Consider the following 23344-nt stretch of genomic DNA (forward strand, 5'->3'; position numbering starts at 1 on the left):
CGGTGACCCGACAAGCCCACGACGAGCACAAGAAGGAGGCGAGGAGAGCGGTGATCGACGACACCCTCCTCGAGGCCGAGGAGAAGATGGAGCGTGCGGTCGAGCACGCCAAGGAGGAGTTCGGTGCCATCCGCACCGGTCGCGCCACTCCGGCCATGTTCTCCAAGATCATCATTGACTACTACGGCAGCCCCACGCCGCTGACCCAGATGGCGTCCGTGGGCGTCCCCGAGCCGCGTATGGCCATCATCAAGCCGTACGACAACTCGCAGATCAACGCCATGGAGAAGGCGATCCGCGACTCGGACCTCGGGGTGAACCCGAACAACGAGGGCAACCAGCTGCGCATCCTGCTCCCGCAGATGACCGAGGAGCGCCGCCGCGACATGATCAAGGTCGCCCGGAACAAGGGCGAGGAGGCGAAGATCGCCATCCGCAACATCCGTCGCAAGGGCAAGGAAGAGCTGGACCGGCTCGTCAAGGACGGCGAGGTCGGCGAGGACGACGGTCGCCGCGCGGAGAAGGAACTGGACGACGTGACCCAGCGCTACGTGGCGCACGTCGACGAGTTGGTCAAGCACAAGGAAGCCGAGTTGCTGGAGGTCTGATCCGCAGCGGCTCCCGGCTCGTACGCCCCACCTCGTCGATCATGAAGTGCCGACATCCGGCCCTCCGGCCGGTACGGCAGGCTCATGATCGACGAGGTGGACGGTGGGTACTGGTGCGTCCTGCGGAAGCTCCGGGTGCAGTAGGCTCGGCACGATTCCCGGCGACCCGGGGGTGAACGGTGGAGATCAGCCGGCCTACCGGCCGGCGAATCAGACGGAGCGCCTCGCGCGGGTAGGGGATGGTAGTGGCTGTGCGTCAAGTGGTGGATCTCGTACCGCTGTCGTCCGGTGCGTGATGTCCCACCTCGACCCCTACGGTGGCGCCGAGGCCCGCGGCTGGGACCGCCCGGATCGGCCGACCTCGTTGCCCTGGCCCGACCCGGACGTCGAACCCGGCCCGTGGTCGCGCGGCCCGCGCCCCGGCGCTGAGCTCTCCGCCGAGCCGCGTACCCGCCCGCGCCCGCCGGCCGACAACCCGTACGCCCGACCCGTCGACGACCGGGACGAACCAGCCGGGACCGGCTTCGCCTCCCGACCCGAGCCGTTCGACGACCGGGACGTCCCCGGGCGGTACGACGAATCGGCCGGTCCGTACGACGACCGGAACCGCCCGCGTGACCTCCCCGACGGTGGCCCTCGGCGACCCGAGGAGAACGGGCGTCGCGACCTGGCGCACGAGGACGCGCCGACGGCGCAGTTCGCCCCGGTGCCCTCCGACGACGGTCCGGACCACGACGACGCGCCGACCACCCTGCTCGCCCCCGTGCCCGCCGAGGACACGCCGGAACCCGACGCGGATCCGGCGCAGTCCCGACGCCACCGGGGCCGACGGCGGGCCGGTGCCGGTCGCCCGGCCACTCCGCAGACGCCGAGCCGTGCCGGCCGGAACCTGCCGGCCGCCATCGCCGTCGGGGCCAGCCTCGGCGCTGCCACCCTGCTGCCGCTGTTCCTGTACACCCCGGCGTTCCTGTTGCTGATCGCGGCGGCCTACGGCGTGGGCATCTGGGAGATGTCCCGGGCGGTACGCCGTGGCGGCGCCCGGGTCCCGTTGATCCCGATGATCGCCGGTGGCGTGCTCACCGTCACCCTGGCCTGGTTCGCCGGCCTGGACGCGCTCCTGCTCGGCCTGCTGGTCACCCTCGCGGGCACCCTGGTCTGGCGGCTCGGGGACGGTGTCGCCGGCCTCCGGCGGGACATGACCGCGGCCACCCTCATCGCGGTGTACGTGCCCTTCCTCGGCGGCTTCGCCGCGCTGCTCGCCGCCTCGCCCGGGGACGGCCCGCTGCGGGTGCTGGTCACCCTGGTCGCGGTGGTGCTCTCCGACACCGGCGGCTACGCGGCCGGCGCCAACTTCGGCAAGCACCCGATGGCGCCGACGATCAGCCCGAAGAAGTCCTGGGAGGGGCTGGTCGGCTCGATGGGCGCGGCAGCGCTGGGCAGCGCCGTGCTGCTCTGGTTGCTGTTCGACGTGGCCCCCTGGTGGGGTGCGGTGTTCGGGATGGCGATCTCGGCGGCGGCGGTCCTCGGTGACCTCGCCGAGTCCATGATCAAGCGCGATCTGGGCGTGAAGGACATGAGCAACCTGCTGCCCGGGCACGGCGGGCTGATGGACCGGCTCGACTCGGTGCTGTTCGCGGTGCCGACCGCGTACCTGCTGCTCGTCGTCTTCGTGCCGGCGGTGAACTGAGGCATGGACCACGCCGGGGTGCCCGGGTCGCGCAGGGGGTGGGAGCGTCTCTGCTCCCTCCGGACGGGTGCGTTCCTCGGCGGGCGTGCCAGACTGGACGTGCCATGACGAGTCTGCCCCTGATCCCGGTCGACCCGGACGCGCCCGGCGCGCGCCGGGCGGCGATGCCCCCGCAACACCTCGCCGACCTCGACCTGAACGGTCGCAAGGAGTTGGTGACGGAGCTGGGGGAGCCGGCCTTCCGGGCCCGCCAGATCTCCACCCACTACTTCGGCCGCCTGGTGCGGGACCCGGCGCTGATGACCGACCTGCCGGCGGCGTCCCGTGACCGGCTCGCCGACCGGCTGCTGCCCCGGCTGCTCAACCCGATACGCGAGATGGCCTGCGACGACGGGGCGACCCGAAAGGCGCTCTGGCGGCTGCACGACGGCTCGCTGGTGGAGAGCGTGCTGATGGGCTACCCGGACCGGGTCACCGTCTGCATCTCCAGCCAGGCCGGATGCGGCATGGCCTGCCCGTTCTGCGCCACCGGCCAGGCCGGGCTGACCCGCAACCTGTCCACCGCCGAGATCGTCGACCAGGCGGTGTACCTGGCCGGGGTGGCCGCCTCCGGCGCCGTCGCCGGGTCACCGCCGAGACTCTCGCACGTGGTCTTCATGGGCATGGGGGAGCCGCTGGCGAACTACAACCGGGTGATCGCGGCGATCCGTCGGTTGGTCGCGCCGGCCCCCGAGGGCCTCGGTCTGTCGCAGCGCCACATCACCGTCTCCACCGTCGGCCTGGTGCCGGCCATCAACCGGCTGGCCAGCGAAGACCTGTCGGTGACTCTTGCGTTGTCGCTGCATGCGCCCGATGATGAGCTGCGCGACGAACTCGTGCCGGTCAACCAGCGCTGGAAGGTTTCCGAGGTGCTGGCGGCGGCCTGGGCCTACGCGGCCCGGACAGGGCGTCGCGTGTCGATCGAATACGCGATGATCAAGGACGTGAACGACCAGCCGTGGCGGGCGGATCTGCTCGGGCGGCTGCTGGCCGGCAAGCTGGCCCACGTGAACCTGATTCCGCTCAACCCGACTCCGGGCAGCCGCTGGGACGCCAGCCCGAAGCCGGTCGAGCGGGAGTTCGTCCGGCGGTTGCGCGACGCCGGGGTGTCCACCACGGTGCGGGACACCCGAGGTCGCGAGATCGACGGGGCATGTGGGCAGTTGGCCGCCGCTGAGGACAGGGGCACCGGCCCGGCCGGGGAGATGTCAGCGTGACCGGGCGTGGCGAACGAGACCAGGAGACATAGTGGCGAGTCAGGGTCAGCGTTTCCGGCGTAAGGCGCTCCGCCGGGGCTACAAGGTTGACGAGGTGGACACTTTCCTGGACCGGGTCGAGGCGACTCTCGCGGGTCAGCCCGTCGGTGCCCCGGTGCTCTCGCAGGAGGTCCACGACGTCGTCTTCCGGGTCCGCTTCAACGGCTACGACGAGTGGCAGGTCGACCTGCACCTCGACCGGGTCGAGCGGCAGCTGGCCGAGTTGGAGGAGCGCGGCGGTACGGGTGGCGTCCGGGGCAGCGACTCCGGGATGGGCTCGTCGGACCGGATGGCGCCGCCGGACCGGATGGGTCCGCCCGACCGCATGGGTCCGCCGGACCGGATGGGCCCGCCGATGCGCGACGAGCGGGGCATGGCCCCGGTGCCGCCGATGCCGCCCCGATCGATGCCCGCACAGGCCGGCCGCTACGACGAACCGACCGGTGCCTTCGCCGGCGGGTACGACTCCCCGCGCGGCGGGTACGACGGGCCGCGTGGTGGCGGTCCGATGGGCCCCGGTGGCCCGATGGGACCGCCCGGCGGACAGATGGGTCACGGCGGCCCGCCGCCGCGCGGCCTGCCCGCCGGTTCCGGCGGGTACGGTCCGCCCGAGGGGCGCGGCGGGTACGGCCCGCAGGACGGCCCGGGTGGGTACGGCTCACCTGACGGTCCCGGCGGATACGGTCCGCCGGACGGCCCAGGTGGGTACGGTTCGCAGGACGGCCCCGGTGGGTACGGCGCACCGGACTACGGTCCGCCGGACGGTCCGGGCGGATACGGTCCGCCGGAGGGTCGGGGCAGATACGGCCCACCGGAGGGTCGGGGCGGCTACGGTCCGCCGGACGAGCAGCGGTTCGACGGCTTCGAGGCGGGACGCCACGGTCGGGCCGACATGACCGCGGAGATCCGGATGCCGGACCGCGAGCCGCGTCGTGGCCCGCAGGGAGGCCCACCCGGCCTGCCGCAGCAGGCGATCGGCGGCCCGTCGATGGGCGTGCCCTCCCTGGGTGCCCCGCCGGCCATGACCGGCCCGCCGATGGCCGGGCCGCCCGGCAGCGACCTCTACCGGGTGGACGAGATCAGGCGCAGCTTCCAGGTGCGTCGCTTCGGCAGCGGGTACGACCCCGACCAGGTGGACCGGTTCTTCGACACCCTGCTCGGTGGGATGGCCGGCCGGAACCCGATGCCGGTCAACCCGAAGGACCTGGACACGCTCCGGTTCGGGCTCGTGCAGGGCGGCTACTTCGAGGCCGAGGTCGACTCCGCGCTGAAGAACGTGCAGGACATCCTCTTCGGCCGCTGAGACACCACGACGAGAGCCGCCCTGCCTGGCGGCACGACGAGGGCCCGCCCCCTGGGGGACGGGCCCTCGTCGTACGTCGTGTCTCCGGTCGGCTCAGGAGCGCAGGCCGTTGCGCCGCAGCACCGAGTCGCCGATCACGATGAGCAGCAGGAGCGCGGCGACCCCGATCAGCCAGAGGTCCTCGACCCTGCCCTCGTGGTTGCCGCAGAGCATGGCCAGCATCGCGAACGCGGTGAGGACCGCGCCGATCCGCCCGGCCTTGCGGTGCCCGGGCTTGTGCTGGTCTGGCGACGTTACCGGCTCGCTTCCCGCCACTGTCGGTCCTTCCTCGCGTTCGGATCTCCGGTTAGTCTGGCACGCCACCCGGGAGGGGACCTGCGGTGGGGCGGATACGCGGGGCCGGACGGGCCGTTCCTACCTCGGGACCTTCGGCCCGGCCGGGTGGGGCGGGCGACTATGGCGGCGTCGCGGGGCGCAGACCAGACTGCCTCCGGTAGCGTTCTGACGTACACCTTGATTGTCTTTTTTGAGGGGGAACTGCGGTGCGAGTGACCGGTACCGGGCACGCGAGCATGCGGATCGACACGGCTGCGGGCAGCATCCTGTGCGACCCGTGGGTGAACCCGGCCTACTTCGCCTCCTGGTTCCCGTTCCCGGACAACTCGTTGCTCGACTGGGAGACCCTCGGCGACGTCGACTACCTGTACGTCTCGCACCTGCACCGGGACCACTTCGACGCGGCGCACCTGAAGCGGTACGTGTCGAAGAAGGCCACCGTGCTGCTGCCGGAGTTCCCCACCTCGGAGATGGAGGACGAGTTCCGGGCGTTGGGCTTCACGAAGTTCCTGAAGACCCGCAACGAGGAGGTGTACGAGCTGGACGGTGGCCTGAAGATCATGATCCAGGCGCTGACCAGCCCGACCGACGGCCCGATCGGAGACTCCTCACTCTGGGTGGAGTACGACGGTGTCCGGCTGCTCAACCAGAACGACGCCCGTCCCACCGACCTGACCACCTTCGCCGAGCTGGGACACGTGCACGCACACCTGCTCCAATTCTCCGGCGCGATCTGGTACCCGATGGTCTACGAGCTGCCGCAGTCGGCGAAGACGGCGTTCGGCAAGCAGAAGCGGGACCGGCAGTTCGACCGCACCTGGCGCTACATCGACGACCTCAAGGCCGACCACGTCTTCCCGATCGCCGGCCCGCCGTGCTTCCTCGACGACGAGCTGTGGCAGTTCAACGACATCTTCGGTGACGAGGGGAACATCTTCCCCGACCAGTCGGTCTTCCTGAGCGAGTACGCCAAGGTCGGCGGCACCAACGGCATCGTGCTGCTGCCCGGCAGCGTCGCCGAGGTGACCACCGAGGGGGCGACCACCACCCACCCGGTCCCGATCGAGGAGTTCTTCGCGAACAAGGTCGCCCACCTGGAGGAGATGCGCGAGCGCAAGCGGCCGGTGATCGAGGCGGAGAAGGCGTCCTGGCGGCACCCCGAGGTGGACGTGCTCAAGGAGATGAAGCGCCGGATCGAGCCGCTGCTGGACGAGTCGATCTATCTCGCCAAGGGTGTCGGTGGTCCGGTCCGCTTCGACCTGGTGGGCTACGACGGCGAGAGCATCGAATCCATCGTGGTCGACTTCCCCGGCAAGCAGGTCCGGCCGTACGCGGACGAGAAGGTGCGCTACCGGTTCCGCACTGAACGGGCGCTGGTGGAGCACCTGCTGCACATCGACGAGGTGGACTGGGTCAACTCGCTCTTCCTCTCCTGCCGCTTCTCGGCCGCCCGGATCGGCCAGTACAACGAGTTCGTGTACGCCTTCTTCAAGTGCCTCTCCACCGAGCGCCTCCAGTACGCCGAGGGTTGGTACGACGAGCACGAGCGGGCGGTGGACGCCGAGGACATCACCCTGGGCGACTGGGTGGTGCAGCGGCGCTGCCCGCACCTGAAGGCCGACCTGAGCCGGTTCGGCATCGTCGAGGGCGACCAGCTCACCTGCCAGCTGCACGGATGGCGTTTCGACCTGCCCAGCGGCCGTTGCCTGACCAGCGTGGGGCACAAGGTCCGCGCTCACCGGGTCGGCGAGGAGGCTCCGGAGAGCCCGCAGCCCGCAACCTGACGGATGTAAGGAAGGGCACCTTATTAACGCCTCGTGCATAGTAGGGGGCCCTTCCTAACATCTCGGGCCGGCGGCCGAGCATCTCGGGCCGGCCGCCGAGCATCTCGGGCCGGCCGCCGAGGTGCCATGGGTGGCGTAACCGTCGAATTGCGACGCTGACTACGATTCCGGGCATGCAATCGTCCCCCGGCGTCATCGTGTCCGAATCCGCGCTCGGCTCAACGATCTCCGCGTACCGCACCTGTGAGCTGGCGACGCTCGCCAAGGACGGCACACCGGTCGCCTGGCCGACGTCCGGGCTGCTCCGTCCGGACGGCACGATCATGCTCACCACCTCGTTGGGGTATCCGCAGAAGGCGTTCAACGTGCGCCGCGACGGCCGGGTGGCGCTGCTCTTCTCCGACCCCACGGCCAGCGGCCTGACCACACCCGAGCAGATCCTGGTACGCGGCACGGCGCACTGCCCCGACGAGGTGCACACCGAGCCGACCGGGGACCTGGGCGTCTTCTGGACCCGGATGTTCCAGCGTCAGCCGAACTGCCGCAAGTACCTCGACTGGCCGGCGACCATGTTCACCGACTTCTACTTCATGCGACTGCTGATCACCGTCACCCCGACCGAGGTGACCACCCGTCCGCTGCCGACCACCACCGAAGCCGGTGCGGTGTCGGCTGAGAGCGGGGCGGCTGCTCCGCTGATCGGCGCGGAGGTGCTGGCGGCGTACCCCAGTGTGGTGCTGGCGGCCCGGGACGGTGCCGGCGCACCGCTGCTGGTGCGGACCACCGCGACTGCCGGGTCGGGCGGCTACCGGGTGGTGGTGCCGGACGGGGTGGACCCGGTCGAGGGCGCGGCGAGTCTGCTGGTGCATCGGCACGACGCGCAGTTGTGGAGCCTGCACAACGCCAACGTGCGCGGTGAGCTGGTCCGTAGCGCCGACGGCTGGACGCTGCGCCCGCACAGACTGGTCGAGCCGGCGGCACGGCACAAGGCCCGGATGACGGATTCGCTGCGTACGGTGCGGACCACCCGGGCCGCGACCCGTCGCTACCTGGACCGGCGAGGCTTGCCGCGTCCCGCCGTCCCGTGGGCGGCCTACCGCGCCCTGCGCCCGGCTGACTGAGCCGTGCAGGTGTGCAGGTGTGCAGGTGTTAGGAAGGGACCCCTCCTATACACGAGGCGTTAATAGGGTGCCCTTCCTTACACCGCACCCCTCGGTGTGGGCGGGGTGGCTCAGCCGCCCAGGTCGGCGAGGATGCGTTGGGCGGCGTTGTGTCCGGCGGCACCGATCACGCTGCCCGCAGGGTGGCAGCCCGCGCTGCCTGCGTACACCCCGTCGACCCCCGTGGCGTACGGCATCCGGTCGGTGAACGAGACGGTGTTGTCGACGTGGTGGATGTGTCCGCCGGTGATGCCGAAGTGCGCCTCGATGCCGGGCGGTGGCAGGGGCACCGCATCGGCGATCAGATCGCCGGTGCCGGGGGCGTACCGTTCGCAGATCTCCACCAGCCGGTCGACGTACCCGGGCAGGGCCGCGTCCCAGGTGGTGCCGGTCAGCTCGTACGGCACGGACTGGACGAACAGTGCCGACGAGTGGTGCCCGTCCGGGTCGGCCAGGGACGGGTCGACGGTGGTGTGCAGGTACCACTCGATGGTCGGCTCCTGCGGCAGCCGTCCGGCCTGCACGTCGGCCCACATCGCGCGCAGCGCCGCCATCGGCGACTCGCCCCCACCGCCGGCCAGCGACGCCGATCCGGGTAGCAGGTGGATGGTGGACCCGAACGGGCTGGGCGCGTCCGGCGGCAGGCAGGAGAAGCGGGGCAGGTCGCGCAGGGCCAGGTTGAGCTTGAGCGTGGTGCCGGTGCGCCGGACCGCCGTCATCCGTTCGCCGAGTTCGGCCGGCAACGCGCCGTCGGGCAGCAGCGCCATCAGCCGGTACGGGTCGCAGGCGCCCAGCACCACCTCGGCCTCGACCTGCCGCCCGTCGGCGAGGACGACTCCGGAGGCGGCACCGCCGTCGAGCGTGATCGCGGTGACCGGGGCGCCGGTGACGATCCGGGCGCCGGAGGCACGCGCCGCGTCGGCGAAGGTACGCGACACGGTGCCCATCCCGCCCTCGGCGATCATCCAGGTGCCGTCCGAGCCGGGGAGCCGGCACATGTTGTGCACCAGGAAGTTGTGCCCGGTGCCGGGGTCGTCCGGGCCGGCGTTGAGGCCGGACAGGCCGTCGGTGACCGCGTACATGCTGACCAGCAGTTCGGAACGGAAGTCGAAGCGGGCCAGGTAGTCGGCGACCGAGCCGCGTACCAGGTCGACGAAGACCTGCCGCAGCTCGGGCCGCACGTAGCGGTCGGCGGTCTCCTCGGCGGGCAGCGGTTCGGCCAGCCAGGCGGGGGCGAGGTCCGTGCGCAGGGCGGCCAGTTCGGCCTGCAACGCGTCGTCGGCGGCCACGTCGGCGGGGGAGAAGAACTCGGCGAGCTGGGCCCGGGTGGCGGCGTCGTCGGTGCCGAAGAGGAGGTACGGCGAGCCGACGCCGCCGGGGGTGGGCAGGAAGTAGTGCGGGTCCCGGCGACGCACCGGGATGCGCACGTCGAGCGCGGACAGCAGTTCCGGGGGCATCAGACCGAGCAGGTACGAGCCGGTGGAGTGGCGCAGCCCGGGCACCTTGGGGAAGGGGTTCTCGGTGCGGGTGGCGCCGCCGATCACGTCGGCGGCCTCCAGCACGAGCACGTCCAGGCCGGCCCGGGACAGCAGGATTGCGGAGACCAACCCGTTGTGTCCGGATCCGACGACCACCACGTCCGTGCGCCCAGGAACCTCACCCCTCATCCCCGCACCCTAACCCGTCCGCACCTGGTCCGGGCTCAGTTGATCATGCCGGTGACGGGGCCGGTGAGCCGTCGTCGGCGCGGGCGGCGCGGCGGGTACGCCAACCGGCCAGCGCCAGCGTGGCGGAGTAGCCGGCCAGCACGATCACGTGGAAGAGATAGAGCCAGAGCAGCACCGCCACGGCGGCACCGACCTCGACCAGGCCACCGAAGGGCACGCCCAGGTCGAGCGGGAGCGAGGCGAACAGCACGAAACCGTGCAGGAAGCCGGAGAGGTTGGCGGCGGTGAACGACCCGACCGCCAACGTGGAGAGCCAGTCCGGCGACGCCGGGCCGACCACCCGGAAGACCCAGACCAGCACCGGCGTGAGCACCAGCCACACCGCCAGGAAGGAGAGCACCACGCCGAGCGCGCCGGCCCAGCCGCCCCGCCGGACCAGCTCGGTGGTGGTCGGGAGCGCCAGCAGGATCGACAGCAGCAGGGCCGGTGCCGGGGCGAGCAGCGGCAGCAGCAGCACCCGGCCCCGCCAGCCGACCAGGTGCTCGTCGGAGCGGGGCGCGGCGACCGAGACGAACGCCCGACGCAACCCCTCGCCGTAGAGCGACGCGGGCAGCAGCGCGGCCAGCGCCAGCCACGGCGTCAGACCCACCCCGGCGTCGACCAGGGCGGCCACCGCGTGGGGCGCGCCGATGGCGTCCGGCAGGGCCTCCACGGCGTACGAGGTGAGCCGGCGCACCCGGTCGCCACCGGCGAGCAGCGCGGTGAGCCAGATCGCCAGCAGCGCCACCGGCACCACCGCGATGCCCCCGTAGAAGGTGATCGCGGCGGCATGCAGGGACAGGTCCCGTCCGCGTACCGGGCGGAAGGCGGCCCGGGTGATTCGTCTGGTTCGTTGCCACGCACCGCCCATCCCGCTTCTCTTCCCCCTCGCGGCTGCGCCCACGCCTGGTGTCGCCGGCAGCACACCCAACGCGCGGCGGTCGGCGTCGTTACGATCGGCGGCCATGACCGTGGACGTGACCGAGCGCCTGCTGCTGCGCGAGTGGCGGGACACGCCGGACGAGCTGAGCCGGCTCTACGACCTCTACTCCCGCGAGGACGTGATGCGTTGGCTGGGCGGGGGAGCCGGACGACTGACCGAGCCCGACCAGGCGGCCTCCCGGCTCGCCGCCTGGCGGGAGCGGTACGCCCCGTACGCCGGCCGGTACGGCCTCTGGGCGATCGAGGTCCGGGAGACCGGAGTGGTGGCGGGCAGCGTACTGCTCAAGCCGTTGCCCGGGGCCGACGGCATGACGCCGACCGACGACATCGAGGTGGGCTGGCACCTGCACCCCGACTCGTGGGGGCACGGCTACGCCACCGAGGCGGCCCGGGCGGTGTTGTCCCGCGAGTTCGCCACCGGCACCGAGCGGGTGTACGCCGTGGTGATGCCGGGCAACGAGCGGTCCACGGCGGTCTGCCGCCGGCTCGGCATGACCCACCTGGGCCGGCGCACCGACTGGTACGGCGGCACCGAGGTGGAGACCTTCGTGCTGACGCCCCACCAGCTGTCGACGTAGGACGGTCTCCGCATCATGGCGATCCTCCCCACACACCGGCTGTCGCGAGACCGGGTCGAGGTGCGCACCGTCGCCGAGGCCGAGCACGTCCAACAGGAGTTGCGCCGGCACCTCGACCTGACCGACGGCCCGGCGACCGAGCCGACCCTGGTGGCCGGCGTCGACGTCTCCTACGACAAGACCTCCACCCGCGTCACCGCCGCCGCCGTGCTCGTCGACCTGACCAGCGGCGTCGAGGTGGAGACCGTCGTCGTCCCCGGCGAGGTGACGTTCCCGTACGTCCCCGGGCTGCTGGCCTTCCGCGAGGTGCCGATGCTGCTCACCGCGCTGGACAGGCTCGACCGTAGTCCCGACACCGTGGTCTGCGACGGGTACGGCATCGCCCACCCACGGCGGTTCGGGTTGGCCTGCCACCTGGGCGTGGTGACCGGCCTGCCCACGTTCGGCGTGGCCAAGACCCCCTTCGTCGGCACGTACGCCGAGCCCGGCCCGCGCCGGGGCGACCGGTCGGTACTGCGCGACGGTGACGACGTGCTCGGCCACGCCCTGCGTACGCAGACCGACGTCAAGCCGGTCTTCGTCTCCGTGGGCCACCGCACCGACCTGGACCGGGTGACCGCGTTGACGCTGACGTTGAGCCCGCGCTACCGCCTGCCGGACGTGATCCGTCGCGCCGACTTCCTGTCCCGCGAAGCCCTTCGTCAGGACACGTCCGGTCCCTACACCTCGTGAGACATCGGCGGTGGCGTTTCCGCGCAGAAATGGAGCCATGCCGGCTGGCGGGTCGACGTGATCGCGCCGACAGGTGACCTTCCCGGTGCACGGTCCCGACCGGCTCTCCCGCGCCATTCGCGGCACCCCGTCACCACCCTCGTCGATCATGGAGTTGTGCACGCCGCAAAAGCCGTGGACCAGCGCGAAGTGTCGCCCACAACTCCATGATCGCGGGCAACCACAGCTTCGTGAACCCTGGACCTTTGATCGTCGGGCTCACCCGGGGCGTCGTCGGGTGAGGTGGGTAGATCTGTTGTCGCTGGGACGACAACAGATCTACCCACCTCGCCTTGGCAGGTCGCGTCTCCTCGTGCTGAGCGCGCTCCGCCGACGGCACCCACGCAGCCCGGTCTCGGGCACCGGTCGGTCGAGTGCCCCGAACGGCGGTGGTCGGACAGTTCGCGCGATGGCGTACGGCGCGGTCTGCGATGGCCGACCTGTGCGAGGCGTGCGGTGCGGGCTGCGGCGGTCGGCGTGCGGTGCGGGCTGCGATGGTCCGGCAGAGTCGAGTGGCGAGCGGTGCACCGCTGGGTGCAGGTGTTAGCAGGGGACCCGTGCTCTACCGGAGGCGTTAATAAGGTGCCCTTCCTTGCACCAAGGCGGCGTGGTGAACAATGGCGGCGTGAACTCCCCCCGCGATCTTGTGCTGTTGGGTAGTACGGGTTCGATCGGTACCCAGGCCATCGACATCGTGCGGCGTAATCCTGACCGCTTCCGGGTGGTGGCGCTCGGTGCCGGTGGCGGCAACGTCGCGCTGCTCGCCGCCCAGGCTCTGGAACTCGGTGTCGAGGCGGTCGGGGTGGCCAAGGCGTCCGCCGCGCAGGATCTCCAGCTCGCGTTCTATGCCGAGGCGAGTCGACGGGGCTGGACCAGCGGCGACTTCAAGCTGCCCAAGATCGTGGCCGGGCCGGACGCGATGAGCGAGCTGGCGCAGTGGCCGTGCGACGTCGTGCTCAACGGGGTGGTGGGGTCGCTGGGGCTCGCGCCGACGCTGGCCGCGCTGCGCGCCGGGCGTACGCTCGCGCTGGCCAACAAGGAGTCCCTGGTGGCCGGCGGCTCGCTGGTCAAGGCGGCGGTGACGCGGCCGGAGCAGATCGTCCCGGTGGACTCGGAGCACTCGGCGCTGGCGCAGTGTCTGCGCGGCGGCAGTCGGGGTGAGGTGCGGCGGCTGGTGGTCACCGCCAGCGGCGGGCCGTTCCGGGGGAAGCGACGCGACGAGTTGACGGCGGTGACGCCGGAGCAGGCGCTCGCGCACCCGACCTGGAACATGGGGCCGGTGGTCACGATCAACTCGGCGACCATGGTCAACAAGGCGCTGGAGGTGATCGAGGCGCACGAGCTGTTCGACGTACCGTACGCCGACATCACCGTGATGGTGCACCCGCAGTCGGTGATCCACTCGATGGTCGAGTTCGTGGACGGCTCGACGCTGGCCCAGGCCAGTCCGCCGGACATGCGGCTGCCGATCGCGTTGGGTCTGGGCTGGCCGGACCGGGTGGCCGACGCCGCCGCTGCCGTCGACTGGACCACGGCCCACACCTGGGAGTTCGCGCCGCTGGACGACGAGGCGTTCCCGGCGGTGGCGCTGGCCAAGGCGGCCGGGGAGGCGGGCCGCTGCCGACCGGCGATCTACAACGCGGCCAACGAGGAGTGCGTCGCGGCGTTCGTCGCCGGGCGACTGCCGTTCCTCGGCATCGTGGACACGCTGAAGCGGGTGTTGGAGGACGCTCCCGATTTCGACGAACCGGGTACCGTCGAGGACGTACTCGAAGCCGAGTCGTGGGCGCGCGGGCACGCGCAGGAGATCATCGCTGCTGCGGTGGAAGGAGCTTGATGTCGTTCGCGTTCGGGGTGGTGCTGTTCGCCCTCGGCATCCTCATCTCGGTGAGCCTGCACGAGGCGGGCCACATGGTCACCGCCAAGGCCTTCGGGATGAAGGTCACCCGCTACTTCGTCGGTTTCGGCCCCACCATCTTCTCCTTCAAGAGGGGCGAGACCGAGTACGGCCTCAAGGGCATCCCGCTCGGCGGCTTCTGCAAGATCGTCGGTATGACACCGCAGGACGACGACGTCGAGCCCGGTGACGAGAAGCGTGTGATGTGGCGCTACCCGGTGTGGAAGCGCACGATCGTGATGTCCGCCGGCTCGATCACCCACTTCGGGTTGGCGATCTTCGCGGCCTGGCTGGCGGCGATGACGTTCGGCCTGCCCAACCCCAACTTCCCGAGCACCGAGGAGCAGATCCGCGCCGAGCCGGCGGTGATCGCGATCCAGGAGTGCGTCCTGCCGGACACCACCTACCGGGTCTGCGAGGCCGGTGACGCGCCGAGCCCGGCCGGTGCCGGCGGGTTGCAGAACGGTGACCGGATCACCTCGATCAACGGCACCCCGATCACCAGCTACGGCGACCTGCTGACCACGCTGCGGACCACCACGCCGGGCAGCACCGCCACCCTCGGGTACGTCCGCGACGGTCAGCCCGGCACCGCCGAGACCACCCTGGCCACCACCAAGCGCCCGCCGATCGACGACCCGAACGGGCCGGTCACCGAGGTCTCCGCGCTCGGCGTGGGTCTGGTCGTCTCGACCCCGGGTCTGATCTCCCATGGCCCGATCGACGCGATCGGTGCGACCAGCACCTTCATCGGTGACATGGCGGTCGCCACCGCGCAGGCGTTGCAGCGGCTCCCGGAGAAGATCCCCGCCCTCTGGACCGCCATCACCGGCGGCGAGCGGGACATGGACACCCCGATCAGCGTGGTCGGCGCCAGCATCCTCGGTGGCGAGGCGGTCGCCAACGACGCCTGGGAACTGTTCATCATGCTGTTCATCTCGTTGAACTTCTTCATCGGGGTGTTCAACCTCTTGCCGCTGCTGCCACTGGACGGTGGGCACATCGCCATCGCCTGGTTCGAACGTGTCCGTTCCTGGGTGTACGCGCTGCTGCGCAAGCCCGACCCGGGCCGTGTCGACTACTTCAAACTGATGCCCGTCACGTACGCGGTGATCCTGATCGGTGGCGCGTTCACGCTGCTCACGATCACCGCGGACGTCGTCAACCCGATCTCGATCTTCTCAAGGTGAGTGCTTGAAGTGACCGCTGTCAGTCTCGGTATGCCCGCCGTGCCGCCGCCACCGCTCGCGCCCCGACGGGCGAGCCGTCAGATCATGGTCGGCTCGGTGCCGGTCGGTGGTGGGGCACCGGTCTCCGTGCAGTCGATGACCACCACGCTCACCTCCGACGTCAACGCGACCCTCCAGCAGATCGCCGAGCTGACCGCCTCCGGCTGCCAGATCGTCCGGGTGGCGGTGCCCAGCCAGGACGACGTGGAGGCGTTGCCGGCGATCGCGCGCAAGTCGCAGATCCCGGTGATCGCCGACATCCACTTCCAGCCGAAGTACGTCTTCGCCGCGATCGACGCCGGATGTGCGGCGGTGCGGGTCAACCCGGGCAACATCCGGCAGTTCGACGACAAGGTCGCCGAGATCGCCAAGGCGGCCTCCGCTGCCGGTACGCCGATCCGGATCGGCGTCAACGCCGGCTCGTTGGACAAGCGTCTGCTGACCAAGTACGGCAAGGCCACCGCCGAGGCGCTCGTCGAGTCGGCGCTCTGGGAGTGCTCGCTCTTCGAGGAGCACGGCTTCCGGGACATCAAGATCTCGGTCAAGCACAACGACCCGGTGGTGATGATCCGGGCCTACCGGCAGCTCGCCGAGCAGTGCGACTACCCGTTGCACCTGGGCGTGACCGAGGCCGGACCGGCGTTCCAGGGGACCATCAAGTCGGCGGTCGCCTTCGGGGCACTGCTGGCCGAGGGGATCGGCGACACCATCCGGGTGTCGCTCTCCGCGCCGCCGGTCGAGGAGATCAAGGTCGGCGCGCAGATCCTGGAGTCGCTGGGGCTGCGCGAGCGCGGCCTGGAGATCGTCTCCTGCCCGTCCTGCGGCCGGGCCCAGGTGGACGTCTACAAGCTGGCCGAGGAGGTCACCGCCGGGCTGGAGGGCCTGCCGGTGCCGCTGCGCGTCGCCGTGATGGGGTGCGTGGTGAACGGCCCGGGCGAGGCGCGTGAGGCGGACCTGGGTGTCGCCTCCGGCAACGGCAAGGGGCAGATCTTCGTCAAGGGCCAGGTCATCAAGACCGTGCCCGAGGGGCAGATCGTGGAGACCCTGATCGAGGAGGCGCTGCGACTGGCCGACGAGATGGGTGCCGAGCTGCCCGAGGAACTGCGCGGCCTGCTGCCCGGCGCCACCGTCAGCGTCCACTGACCCATCGGCGACACCGACGGGCGGTCACTCTCGGGTGGCCGCCCGTCGACGCGTCCGGCACGTGCCCCACGACCGCCCAGGGACTGCACTGTCGCGTGTCGCCGCCGGTCACGCCTGTCCCGCCCGTCCCGGGCGACACGGCGAGATCATGCTCGATCCGGGATCGAGTTGTCTCGTCGCGACGCTGAAGCCACTCGATCCAGGATCGAGCATGATCTTGAGGGCGCCTCCGGGCTGCCTCCGGGCACATCAGGGTGCCTCCGGGCACATCAGGGCACATCAGGGCGCCTTCGGGCGCGGACGGGCGCGGCGCCGGTGTGTTCGTGCTGCTCGTCGGCGGCCCGAGAGCAATCCTCTCGGGCCGCCGACGGGGCGGCGGATCCGCGGACGGTCGGGCGCGGCGGGGGTCACTCGGATTCGGCGAGGATGGCGTACAGCTTGCGGCGGGTCTCGTCGAGCACCTGGGCGGCCCGCTCGCGCTGGTCGTCCGTACCCGTCATCATCACCTGGCGCAGCGCGTTCATCGCCTGCGCGCCGGCCTCGCGGATGTCGTGCCAACTGTTGATCGTGTCCTCGGCGACCTCCGCCCAGGGGGGCGTCTGCGCCGCCGTCTCGGCCTCGGGTCGACCCTGTTCGGTGAGGGTGAACCGCTTGCGGCCACCGCCGGACTCCTCGGTGGCGGCGATGACGCCCTCGTCCTCCAGGAGTTGGAGGGTCGGGTAGATCGAGCCGGGGCTGGGCCGCCAGCCGCCCCCGGTGCGGGAGTCGATCTCCTGGATCATCTCGTAGCCGTGCATCGGCCGCTCGGTGAGCAGCGCGAGCACCGCGCCCCGGACGTTCGGGCGGCGTCCCCGCCCCCGTCCCCGTCCGCCCCGGCCGTGACCGTGCCCGCCGTGCGGGAAGGGCGGACCGGGCGGGAAGGGTGGGAAACCGAAACCGCGCATCCGGGCCTCGTGCAGGGCATGTGCCCGTGGGTGGAACCTCATCAGACCGTCTCCTTCGTCGAACTGTCTCTGATGCATCGACGATATATCGGAAACGCATCGCCGACAAGTCATCGGAGGAGGGGTGTGGTGCTTTGCGGCACACCGTCCGGTAGCGGCCTGTCCGCCCGTCGGGCACCGGTCACTGTCCGCCACCGCGTTCCGGACGGATCTGGCAGGCTGTAACCGTGTTGACGGCGCCGGTGCGGCAACTGGGGGAGTCGGAACGTCGCGCGGTCGAACGGTTGCTCGACTCCGACCCGTACGCGAGCGCGCAGGTCGCGGAGCGGGTCGCCGCGCGCGGACTGGCGTGGTGGCGGGCCGAGGGCCGGGTACTCGGCTACGGCTCCCGCCGCCAGCTCGAATCGGTCTGCTGGCTCGGCGGCAACCTCACCCCGGTCCTCGCCTCGTCGCAGGCCGTCGCCGCCTTCGCCGAGCTGCTCGCCGGCGAGGAGCGGCTCTGCTCCTCCATCGTCGGGCGCGCCGACGCCGTCCTGGAACTCTGGGACCGGCTCGCCGGCACCTGGGGACCGGCCCGCGACGTCCGCCCCAACCAGCCGTTGCTGGCCACCGAGGCGATGCCGGAGGTCCGTGCCGATCCGCAGGTACGCCTGGTCCGCGGCAGCGAGATCGACCTGCTCTTCCCGGCCGCGGTGGCGATGTACACCGAGGAGGTGGGCGTCTCTCCGCTGGCCGAGGACGGCGGGCGCGGGTACCGCCGTCGGGTCACCGAGATGATCCGCTCCGGCCGCGCGTACGCCCGCTTCGTCGACGGCCGGGTGGTCTTCAAGGCCGAACTCGCGGTCGTCACCCGGCGCACCGCGCAGATCCAGGGGGTCTGGGTGGCGCCGGAGTGGCGCGGCCGGGGGATCGCCACGGCGGCGATGGCGGCGGTGGTCCGCGACGCGCTGGCCCGGGTCGCCCCGAGCGTCAGCCTGTACGTCAACGATTTCAACCTGCCCGCCCGGCGGGTCTACGAACGCTGCGGATTCCGGCCCGTCGGCACCCTCGCCACCGTGCTCTTCTGACCTGGCCCGCTGCCGTCCGGCAGCCGCCGCCACCAGGTGATCTGCCTCTGGCAAAAATGCGTTGAGCTGCGCGGTCGCGCAACGCAGGCTGGAACCTCCGCCACGAAACCGGAGGAACCGACCCATGCGCCTGCTCCGTGATCTGTGGGTCACCTCTTCGCGCCGGATGACCCTGGTGGTCGCCCTGATCGTGCTCGGCGGGATCGGCCAGGCGGCCACCGCCGCGCTCGCCGGTCCGGTGCTGGTGCACCGCTCCGTCGGCTTCTTCGCGCTGCTCGCGGTGGCCCTGGTCGTGGTGGTCGCCAGCGACCTGGTGGTCAGCCTGGTGATGGCCGGGGTGACCGCCGACTGGGCCGCCGACCTGCGGCGTCGGCTGTGCCGGGTGGCGATGGGCCAGCCGATTCCCGCCCTGGAGACCACGCCGGTCGGCGAGATGCTCGACCGGATCGACGGCGACGTGTACGACGTCGCCTCCGGCGTCCGCGGCCCCGGGGTGCGGTTGGCCCAGTCGCTGGCGGTGGGCCTGCTCTCCACACTGGTCGCGATCACCGTCTGGTGGCCGGCCGGACTCGGCATGCTGCTGCTCTGCGTCCTGCTCGCGGTCACCATGCGCCGGCCCGCCGGCCGGATCGCCCCGGCCCGGATGCACGAGGAGGCGGCCTGGTCGGACCTGGCGGCGGTGATGGAGGAGTCCATCCACGGGCAGGACGACGTGCGCACCAGCCTGGCCCGCCCGTACGTGCTGCGGCTCTACGCCGCCCGGGCGGCCGAGGTGCTGCGGCGCGGCTGGCGGGTGTGGCGGTTGTCCGCCCAGGTCAACACCGTGGCCGCCGGGGTGACCCGGGTCGGTGTCGCGCTGGTCGTGCTCGGTGGGGTGTGGGCGCTGACCACCGGCCGGGTCGACTCCGCCCGACTCACCGCGATCTGGCTGCTCGCCCTCTCGCTCGGGATGACCGTCGAGCACGTCAGCCGGATGGTGCCCGAGGTGCAGTACGCCCTCGGCGCGTGGGGCCGGGTACGACTGCTCCAGAGCGCCGCCCAGGAACCCGTCGGCGGGGACACCCCGATCGACGGTGACCTGGTCATCCGCGACCTGACCTTCCACTACCCGTCCGCCGACGCCGACCGGGGCCCGGCGTTGCGCGAGATCGACCTGACCTTCGCCCGGGGCCGCTCCTACGCCCTGGTGGGGCGGACCGGCTCGGGCAAGTCGACGCTGGCCAAGCTGCTCACCCGGGCGGTGGACGTGCCACCGGGGACGGTGCTGCTCGGCGGGCGTGACGTGCGCGACCTCGACGTGGACCTGCTGCGCCGGTGGATCGCCGTGGTGCCGCAGCGCACCGAGATCCTCGCCGGCACGCTCGCCGAGAACGTCGCGTTGTTCGACCCCGAGCTGCTCGACGCCGCCGCGCGGGCCCTGGACGAGCTGGGCCTGGCCGGCTGGATCGCCGAACTGCCCGCCGGGCTGGACACCCGGCTCGGCGAGGGCGGGCACGTGCTCTCCGCCGGGCAGGAGCAGCTCGTCGCGTTCGCCCGCATCCTGGTCCGCGACCCGCACGTGGTGATCCTCGACGAGGCCACCGCCCGACTCGACCCGGTCACCGAGGCGCGGGTGCAGCAGGCCACCGAACGACTGCTGCGGGACCGGATCGGCATCGTCATCGCGCACCGGCTCTCCTCGGTGCGCCAGTGCGACGAGGTGGTGGTGCTGGCCGACGGCGCGGTGGTCGAGGCGGCCCCGCTGGCCCGGTCACGTCGCTTCGCCGAACTCCTCGCCGCCGGTGACGCCGACCTGCTGGCCGACCCGCGCGCCGACACCGTCGGTACGGCCGCTCCGGGTACCGACCGCTCCCGTGGCGAACCGGCACTGGTCGGCGTCACCGGTGCGGTCACGGAGGGCCACCGCTTCACCGGGTCGCCCACGCTGACCACCGTGGTGGATCCCGCGCCCGTCGTCGGGCCCGAGCCGGTCGCGCCGACCGACGGGCGGGAGATCACCGCGTGGGAGGTCGGCGGGCGCGACGCCACCCGTACCACCACCGTCGCCGGCGGTGCGGACCCGGTCGGCGGTGCGGACCCGGAAGGCGAGCGGCGGCCGGCCTCCCGGGCGCGGACGCTGCGGGAGATCTTCCGGCTCTGTCTGAACGACCCCCGCTACGGCGCCGCCGCGGTGGGCATCTTCGCCGTGCTGGCCGTCCTGAGCCTGGACGGCCCGATCCTGGCCTGGCTCTGGGCCGACGTGGTCGACGGCACGGGTGACCCGTGGCTGCCCGCGCTGGGCATCGCGGCGGGGCTGGTCCTCGCCATCCCCGCGCACTACTGGACGCACCTGTGGTTCCCGGCCTGGTGGGTACGGCAGATGCTGCGGATCAGCGCCCGCCTGGTGTACGGCCAGACCGGCCCGCGCCGGGTCAGCCGGCACACCCCGGCCGAGGTGGTGGCGCAGGGCGGCGACACCGAGCGGGTGGTGCAGCTCGCCGACAACGTGCTGGACCAGACCGTCGGCGTGCTCCTGCTGGTCAGCATGACCCTGATCACCGGCAGCGTGGTCCCGGGGATGTTCTTCCTCGGCACGATGCTGCTCTCCGGCTTCGCCGCCACGGCGTTCGGTCCCCGGCTGGAACGCGCGGCGCGGGAGACCGTCACCGCCCGCGCGGCGTTCGCCACCGCGCTGGTGTCGGCACTGTCGGCCGCCCGAACGGTGAAGCTCGCCGGGGCGACCCGGCCGGTGCTGACCCATCTCGCCGACCTGGACACGGTCCGCAGCGACCGGCAGCGTCGGGAGATCGCCGTGCAGGTCTGGGCCCGCTCCACCCCGTCGATGGCGAGCGGCCTGCTGCCGATCGCCGTCTGGGCGCTCTTCCTGGCCGGCACGATCAACGCCGGGGCGGCACTGGTCTCGGTCGCCACGCTGGGCGCGGCGCGCTGGTTCGCGTGGACGACCGCCTCGCTGATCTCCCAGGTGCCCTCGGCGCGGGTGTGGACGCGGCGGACGGCGGAGATGACCGGGATCGAGGCGTACTCGGCGCGGGTGCCCGGGATGGACCTGGTGACCGGTACGGCTTCCGCCCCGCCGGTGGCCCCGCGTACCCCGTTGCGGCGGCTGGAACTGGTCGGCTTCGGCGTCCGGCACACCGACGGCACGGTCGCCGTACGCGATGTCGACCTGACCGTGGAGCGTGGACAGCTGGTGCTGGTGGTGGGCCCGGTCGGGGCGGGCAAGTCCTCGCTGCTGCGCGCCCTGGCCGGCATCGCCCCGCACACCGGGTCGATGACCTGGAACGGGGAACCGGTGACCGAGCCGGAGCTGTTCCTGCGCCCGAACCAGGTCGGCTACGTCGGCCAGTTGCCCCGGGTGCTCTCCGGCACCGTCGCCGACAACATCACCCTGGGCCACCCGGTGGACCCGGCGCACGCGGTGGCGACCGCCCAGCTCGAACACGACCTGGCCGCCACCGGGAGCGGCCTGGCGTTGCTCATCGGGCACAAGGGCACCCGGCTCTCCGGCGGGCAGTTGCAGCGCCTGGCGTTGGCCCGGGCGCTGGCACCGCGTACCGAACTGCTGGTCGCCGACGACGTGTCGTCCGCCCTGGACGTCACCACCGAGCTGGCCCTCTGGCAGGCGTTGCGCGAACGGGGCGTGACCGTGGTCGGCTCCACCTCCAAACGGGCCGCCCTGGTGCGGGCCGACCACGTGGTGGTGCTCGTCGACGGTGCGGTGCGGGCGCAGGGGCCGTGGCGCGAGCTGGCGCCGCGCTGGGGCCACCTGGCCGGGTGACCAGGCCGCGCCGGACCGACCGGTCCGGCGCGGCCGCTTCAGGGTCAGACCGCCCGGCGGTACTGGTGCGGCCAGTCCGTCTCGGCGCCCAGCTCGGCGGCGGCCCGGCGCGGCCAGTACGGGTCGCGCAGCAGTTCCCGGCCGAGCAGCACCAGATCGGCTGCGCCGTCGGCGAGGATCGCCTCGGCCTGTGCGGGCGCGACGATCAGGCCGACCGCGCCGGTGGGTACCCGTGCCTCGCGGCGGATCCGGGCGGCGGCCGGCACCTGGTAGCCGGGCCCGACCGGGATGTCGGCCGTCGGCGCGGCGCCGCCGGAGGAACAGTCGACCAGGTCCACCCCGGCGGCGGCCAACTCGGTGGCGAGCACCACGCTGTCGTCGACGGTCCAGCCGCCGTCGACCCAGTCGGTGGCCGAGATGCGGGCCAGCACCGGCACGTCCGGTCCGACGGCGGCGCGCACCGCGCGGGCGACCTCCAGGGTGAGTCGCATCCGACCGGCCCGGTCCCCGCCCCAGCCGTCGGTACGCCGGTTGGTCAGCGGGGAGAGGAACTCGTGCAGCAGGTACCCGTGCGCCGCGTGCACCTCGACGGCGGCGAACCCCGCCTCCAGCGCGCGGGCGGCGGCGGTCGCGAACGCCTCGACCACCCCGGCGATCCCGGCCGGGTCCAGCGCGGTCGGTTCGCGGTACTCCGGCACGAACGGCTCGGCGGTCGGTCCGACCGGCGTCCAGCCGCCTTCCGCGTCGGGCACGCCGCCGCGCCGGGGTGCCCACGGCCGGTACGTCGACGCCTTGACTCCGGCGTGTGCGAGCTGCACGACGGGCACCGCGCCGTGGGTGGTCAGGAAGCGGGTCACCGGACGCCAGGCGTCGACGTGCCGCCCGGACCAGAGCCCGGTGTCCTGCGGGCTGATCCGTCCCTCCGGCACCACGGCGGTCGCCTCGGTCATCACCAGTCCGGCGCCGCCCACGGCCCGGGTGCCGAGGTGCACCAGGTGCCAGTCGGTGGGCAGGCCGTCGGGCCCGGCACTGTACTGGCACATCGGCGCCATCGCGATCCGGTTGGGCAGGGTCACCGCGCGCAGCGCCAGGGGGGTGAACAACGAGCTCATCGCG

The 23344-nt window shown here is 72.0% G+C and carries 18 protein-coding genes; 13 read left to right on the forward strand and 5 right to left on the reverse strand.

From position 1 onward, the window contains the following. The first annotated feature begins 50 nt into the window (after positions 1-50). The 4 genes from frr (at position 51) to ABZ738_RS13800 (ending at position 4893) form a co-directional block, all read left to right on the forward strand. Positions 51-608, forward strand: coding sequence for a ribosome recycling factor (frr, locus tag ABZ738_RS13785; RefSeq protein WP_131057263.1), 558 nt, complete (start codon positions 51-53; stop codon positions 606-608). 295 nt (positions 609-903) lie between these two features. Next, the gene (locus ABZ738_RS13790) at positions 904-2295 is read left to right on the forward strand and encodes a phosphatidate cytidylyltransferase (protein ID WP_176092978.1); all 1392 of its coding nucleotides are present in this window, start codon (positions 904-906) and stop codon (positions 2293-2295) included. 104 nt (positions 2296-2399) lie between these two features. Then, positions 2400-3551, forward strand: a complete 1152-nt coding sequence (rlmN, locus tag ABZ738_RS13795; RefSeq protein ID WP_131057527.1) for a 23S rRNA (adenine(2503)-C(2))-methyltransferase RlmN — start codon at positions 2400-2402, stop codon at positions 3549-3551. 31 nt (positions 3552-3582) lie between these two features. Further along, positions 3583-4893 carry a DivIVA domain-containing protein gene (locus tag ABZ738_RS13800; RefSeq protein WP_176092979.1) on the forward strand — a complete coding sequence of 437 codons (1311 nt, stop codon included), beginning with the start codon at positions 3583-3585 and terminating at the stop codon, positions 4891-4893. 93 nt (positions 4894-4986) lie between these two features. Here ABZ738_RS13800 and ABZ738_RS13805 read toward each other — a convergent pair whose 3' ends face one another. Then, the gene (locus ABZ738_RS13805) at positions 4987-5208 is read right to left on the reverse strand and encodes a DUF2631 domain-containing protein (protein ID WP_131052788.1); all 222 of its coding nucleotides are present in this window, start codon (positions 5206-5208) and stop codon (positions 4987-4989) included. Between the two features lie 227 nt (positions 5209-5435). Between ABZ738_RS13805 and ABZ738_RS13810 the strand changes: the two genes are divergently transcribed. Both ABZ738_RS13810 and ABZ738_RS13815 read left to right on the forward strand, forming a co-directional pair. Then, positions 5436-7013 (forward strand): Rieske 2Fe-2S domain-containing protein, encoded by a 1578-nt coding sequence (locus tag ABZ738_RS13810; RefSeq protein ID WP_131052787.1) that lies wholly within the window; start codon positions 5436-5438, stop codon positions 7011-7013. A 173-nt stretch (positions 7014-7186) separates the two neighbouring features. After that, positions 7187-8134: a pyridoxamine 5'-phosphate oxidase family protein gene (locus tag ABZ738_RS13815; RefSeq protein WP_131052786.1), complete on the forward strand. Its 948-nt coding sequence runs from the start codon at positions 7187-7189 to the stop codon at positions 8132-8134. Positions 8135-8244: 110 nt separating this feature from the next. Here ABZ738_RS13815 and ABZ738_RS13820 read toward each other — a convergent pair whose 3' ends face one another. Beyond that, positions 8245-9840 carry an NAD(P)/FAD-dependent oxidoreductase gene (locus ABZ738_RS13820; RefSeq protein WP_131052785.1) on the reverse strand — a complete coding sequence of 532 codons (1596 nt, stop codon included), beginning with the start codon at positions 9838-9840 and terminating at the stop codon, positions 8245-8247. Between the two features lie 43 nt (positions 9841-9883). Then, positions 9884-10750 (reverse strand): YhjD/YihY/BrkB family envelope integrity protein, encoded by an 867-nt coding sequence (locus ABZ738_RS13825; RefSeq protein ID WP_131052784.1) that lies wholly within the window; start codon positions 10748-10750, stop codon positions 9884-9886. 94 nt (positions 10751-10844) lie between these two features. Here ABZ738_RS13825 and ABZ738_RS13830 point away from each other — a divergent pair, with 94 nt between their 5' ends. From ABZ738_RS13830 to ispG, 5 genes are all read left to right on the forward strand, one after another. Further along, positions 10845-11399, forward strand: a complete 555-nt coding sequence (locus ABZ738_RS13830; protein WP_131052783.1) for a GNAT family N-acetyltransferase — start codon at positions 10845-10847, stop codon at positions 11397-11399. A gap of 15 nt (positions 11400-11414) precedes the next feature. After that, on the forward strand, positions 11415-12131 hold the full coding sequence (locus ABZ738_RS13835; RefSeq protein WP_357213134.1) for an endonuclease V: 717 nt from the start codon (positions 11415-11417) through the stop codon (positions 12129-12131). 664 nt (positions 12132-12795) lie between these two features. Continuing rightward, complete coding sequence (gene dxr, locus ABZ738_RS13840) at positions 12796-14007, forward strand: 1-deoxy-D-xylulose-5-phosphate reductoisomerase (protein ID WP_357213137.1); 1212 nt, start codon at positions 12796-12798, stop codon at positions 14005-14007. Beyond that, complete coding sequence (locus ABZ738_RS13845) at positions 14007-15257, forward strand: site-2 protease family protein (RefSeq protein ID WP_176092985.1); 1251 nt, start codon at positions 14007-14009, stop codon at positions 15255-15257. The genes dxr and ABZ738_RS13845 overlap by 1 nt, the downstream gene beginning before the upstream one ends. Positions 15258-15266: 9 nt before the next feature. Next, complete coding sequence (ispG, locus tag ABZ738_RS13850; RefSeq protein ID WP_131052779.1) at positions 15267-16439, forward strand: flavodoxin-dependent (E)-4-hydroxy-3-methylbut-2-enyl-diphosphate synthase; 1173 nt, start codon at positions 15267-15269, stop codon at positions 16437-16439. A 407-nt stretch (positions 16440-16846) separates the two neighbouring features. Here the strand turns inward: ispG and ABZ738_RS13855 are convergent, their stop codons facing one another. Beyond that, complete coding sequence (locus ABZ738_RS13855) at positions 16847-17425, reverse strand: PadR family transcriptional regulator (protein WP_176092986.1); 579 nt, start codon at positions 17423-17425, stop codon at positions 16847-16849. Between the two features lie 185 nt (positions 17426-17610). On the opposite strand from ABZ738_RS13855, the gene ABZ738_RS13860 reads away from it, so the two are divergent. Both ABZ738_RS13860 and ABZ738_RS13865 read left to right on the forward strand, forming a co-directional pair. Then, complete coding sequence (locus tag ABZ738_RS13860) at positions 17611-18450, forward strand: DUF4081 domain-containing GNAT family N-acetyltransferase (protein ID WP_176092987.1); 840 nt, start codon at positions 17611-17613, stop codon at positions 18448-18450. A 124-nt stretch (positions 18451-18574) separates the two neighbouring features. Next, positions 18575-22228, forward strand: coding sequence for an ABC transporter ATP-binding protein (locus ABZ738_RS13865; protein WP_357213142.1), 3654 nt, complete (start codon positions 18575-18577; stop codon positions 22226-22228). Between the two features lie 44 nt (positions 22229-22272). On the opposite strand, the gene ABZ738_RS13870 is transcribed toward ABZ738_RS13865, so the two are convergent. After that, positions 22273-23340, reverse strand: a complete 1068-nt coding sequence (locus ABZ738_RS13870; RefSeq protein ID WP_357213145.1) for an NADH:flavin oxidoreductase/NADH oxidase — start codon at positions 23338-23340, stop codon at positions 22273-22275. Positions 23341-23344 lie beyond the last annotated feature (4 nt).

The organism is Micromonospora sp. NPDC047793, assembly GCF_040642635.1.
Classification (GTDB): Bacteria; Actinomycetota; Actinomycetes; order Mycobacteriales; family Micromonosporaceae; genus Micromonospora.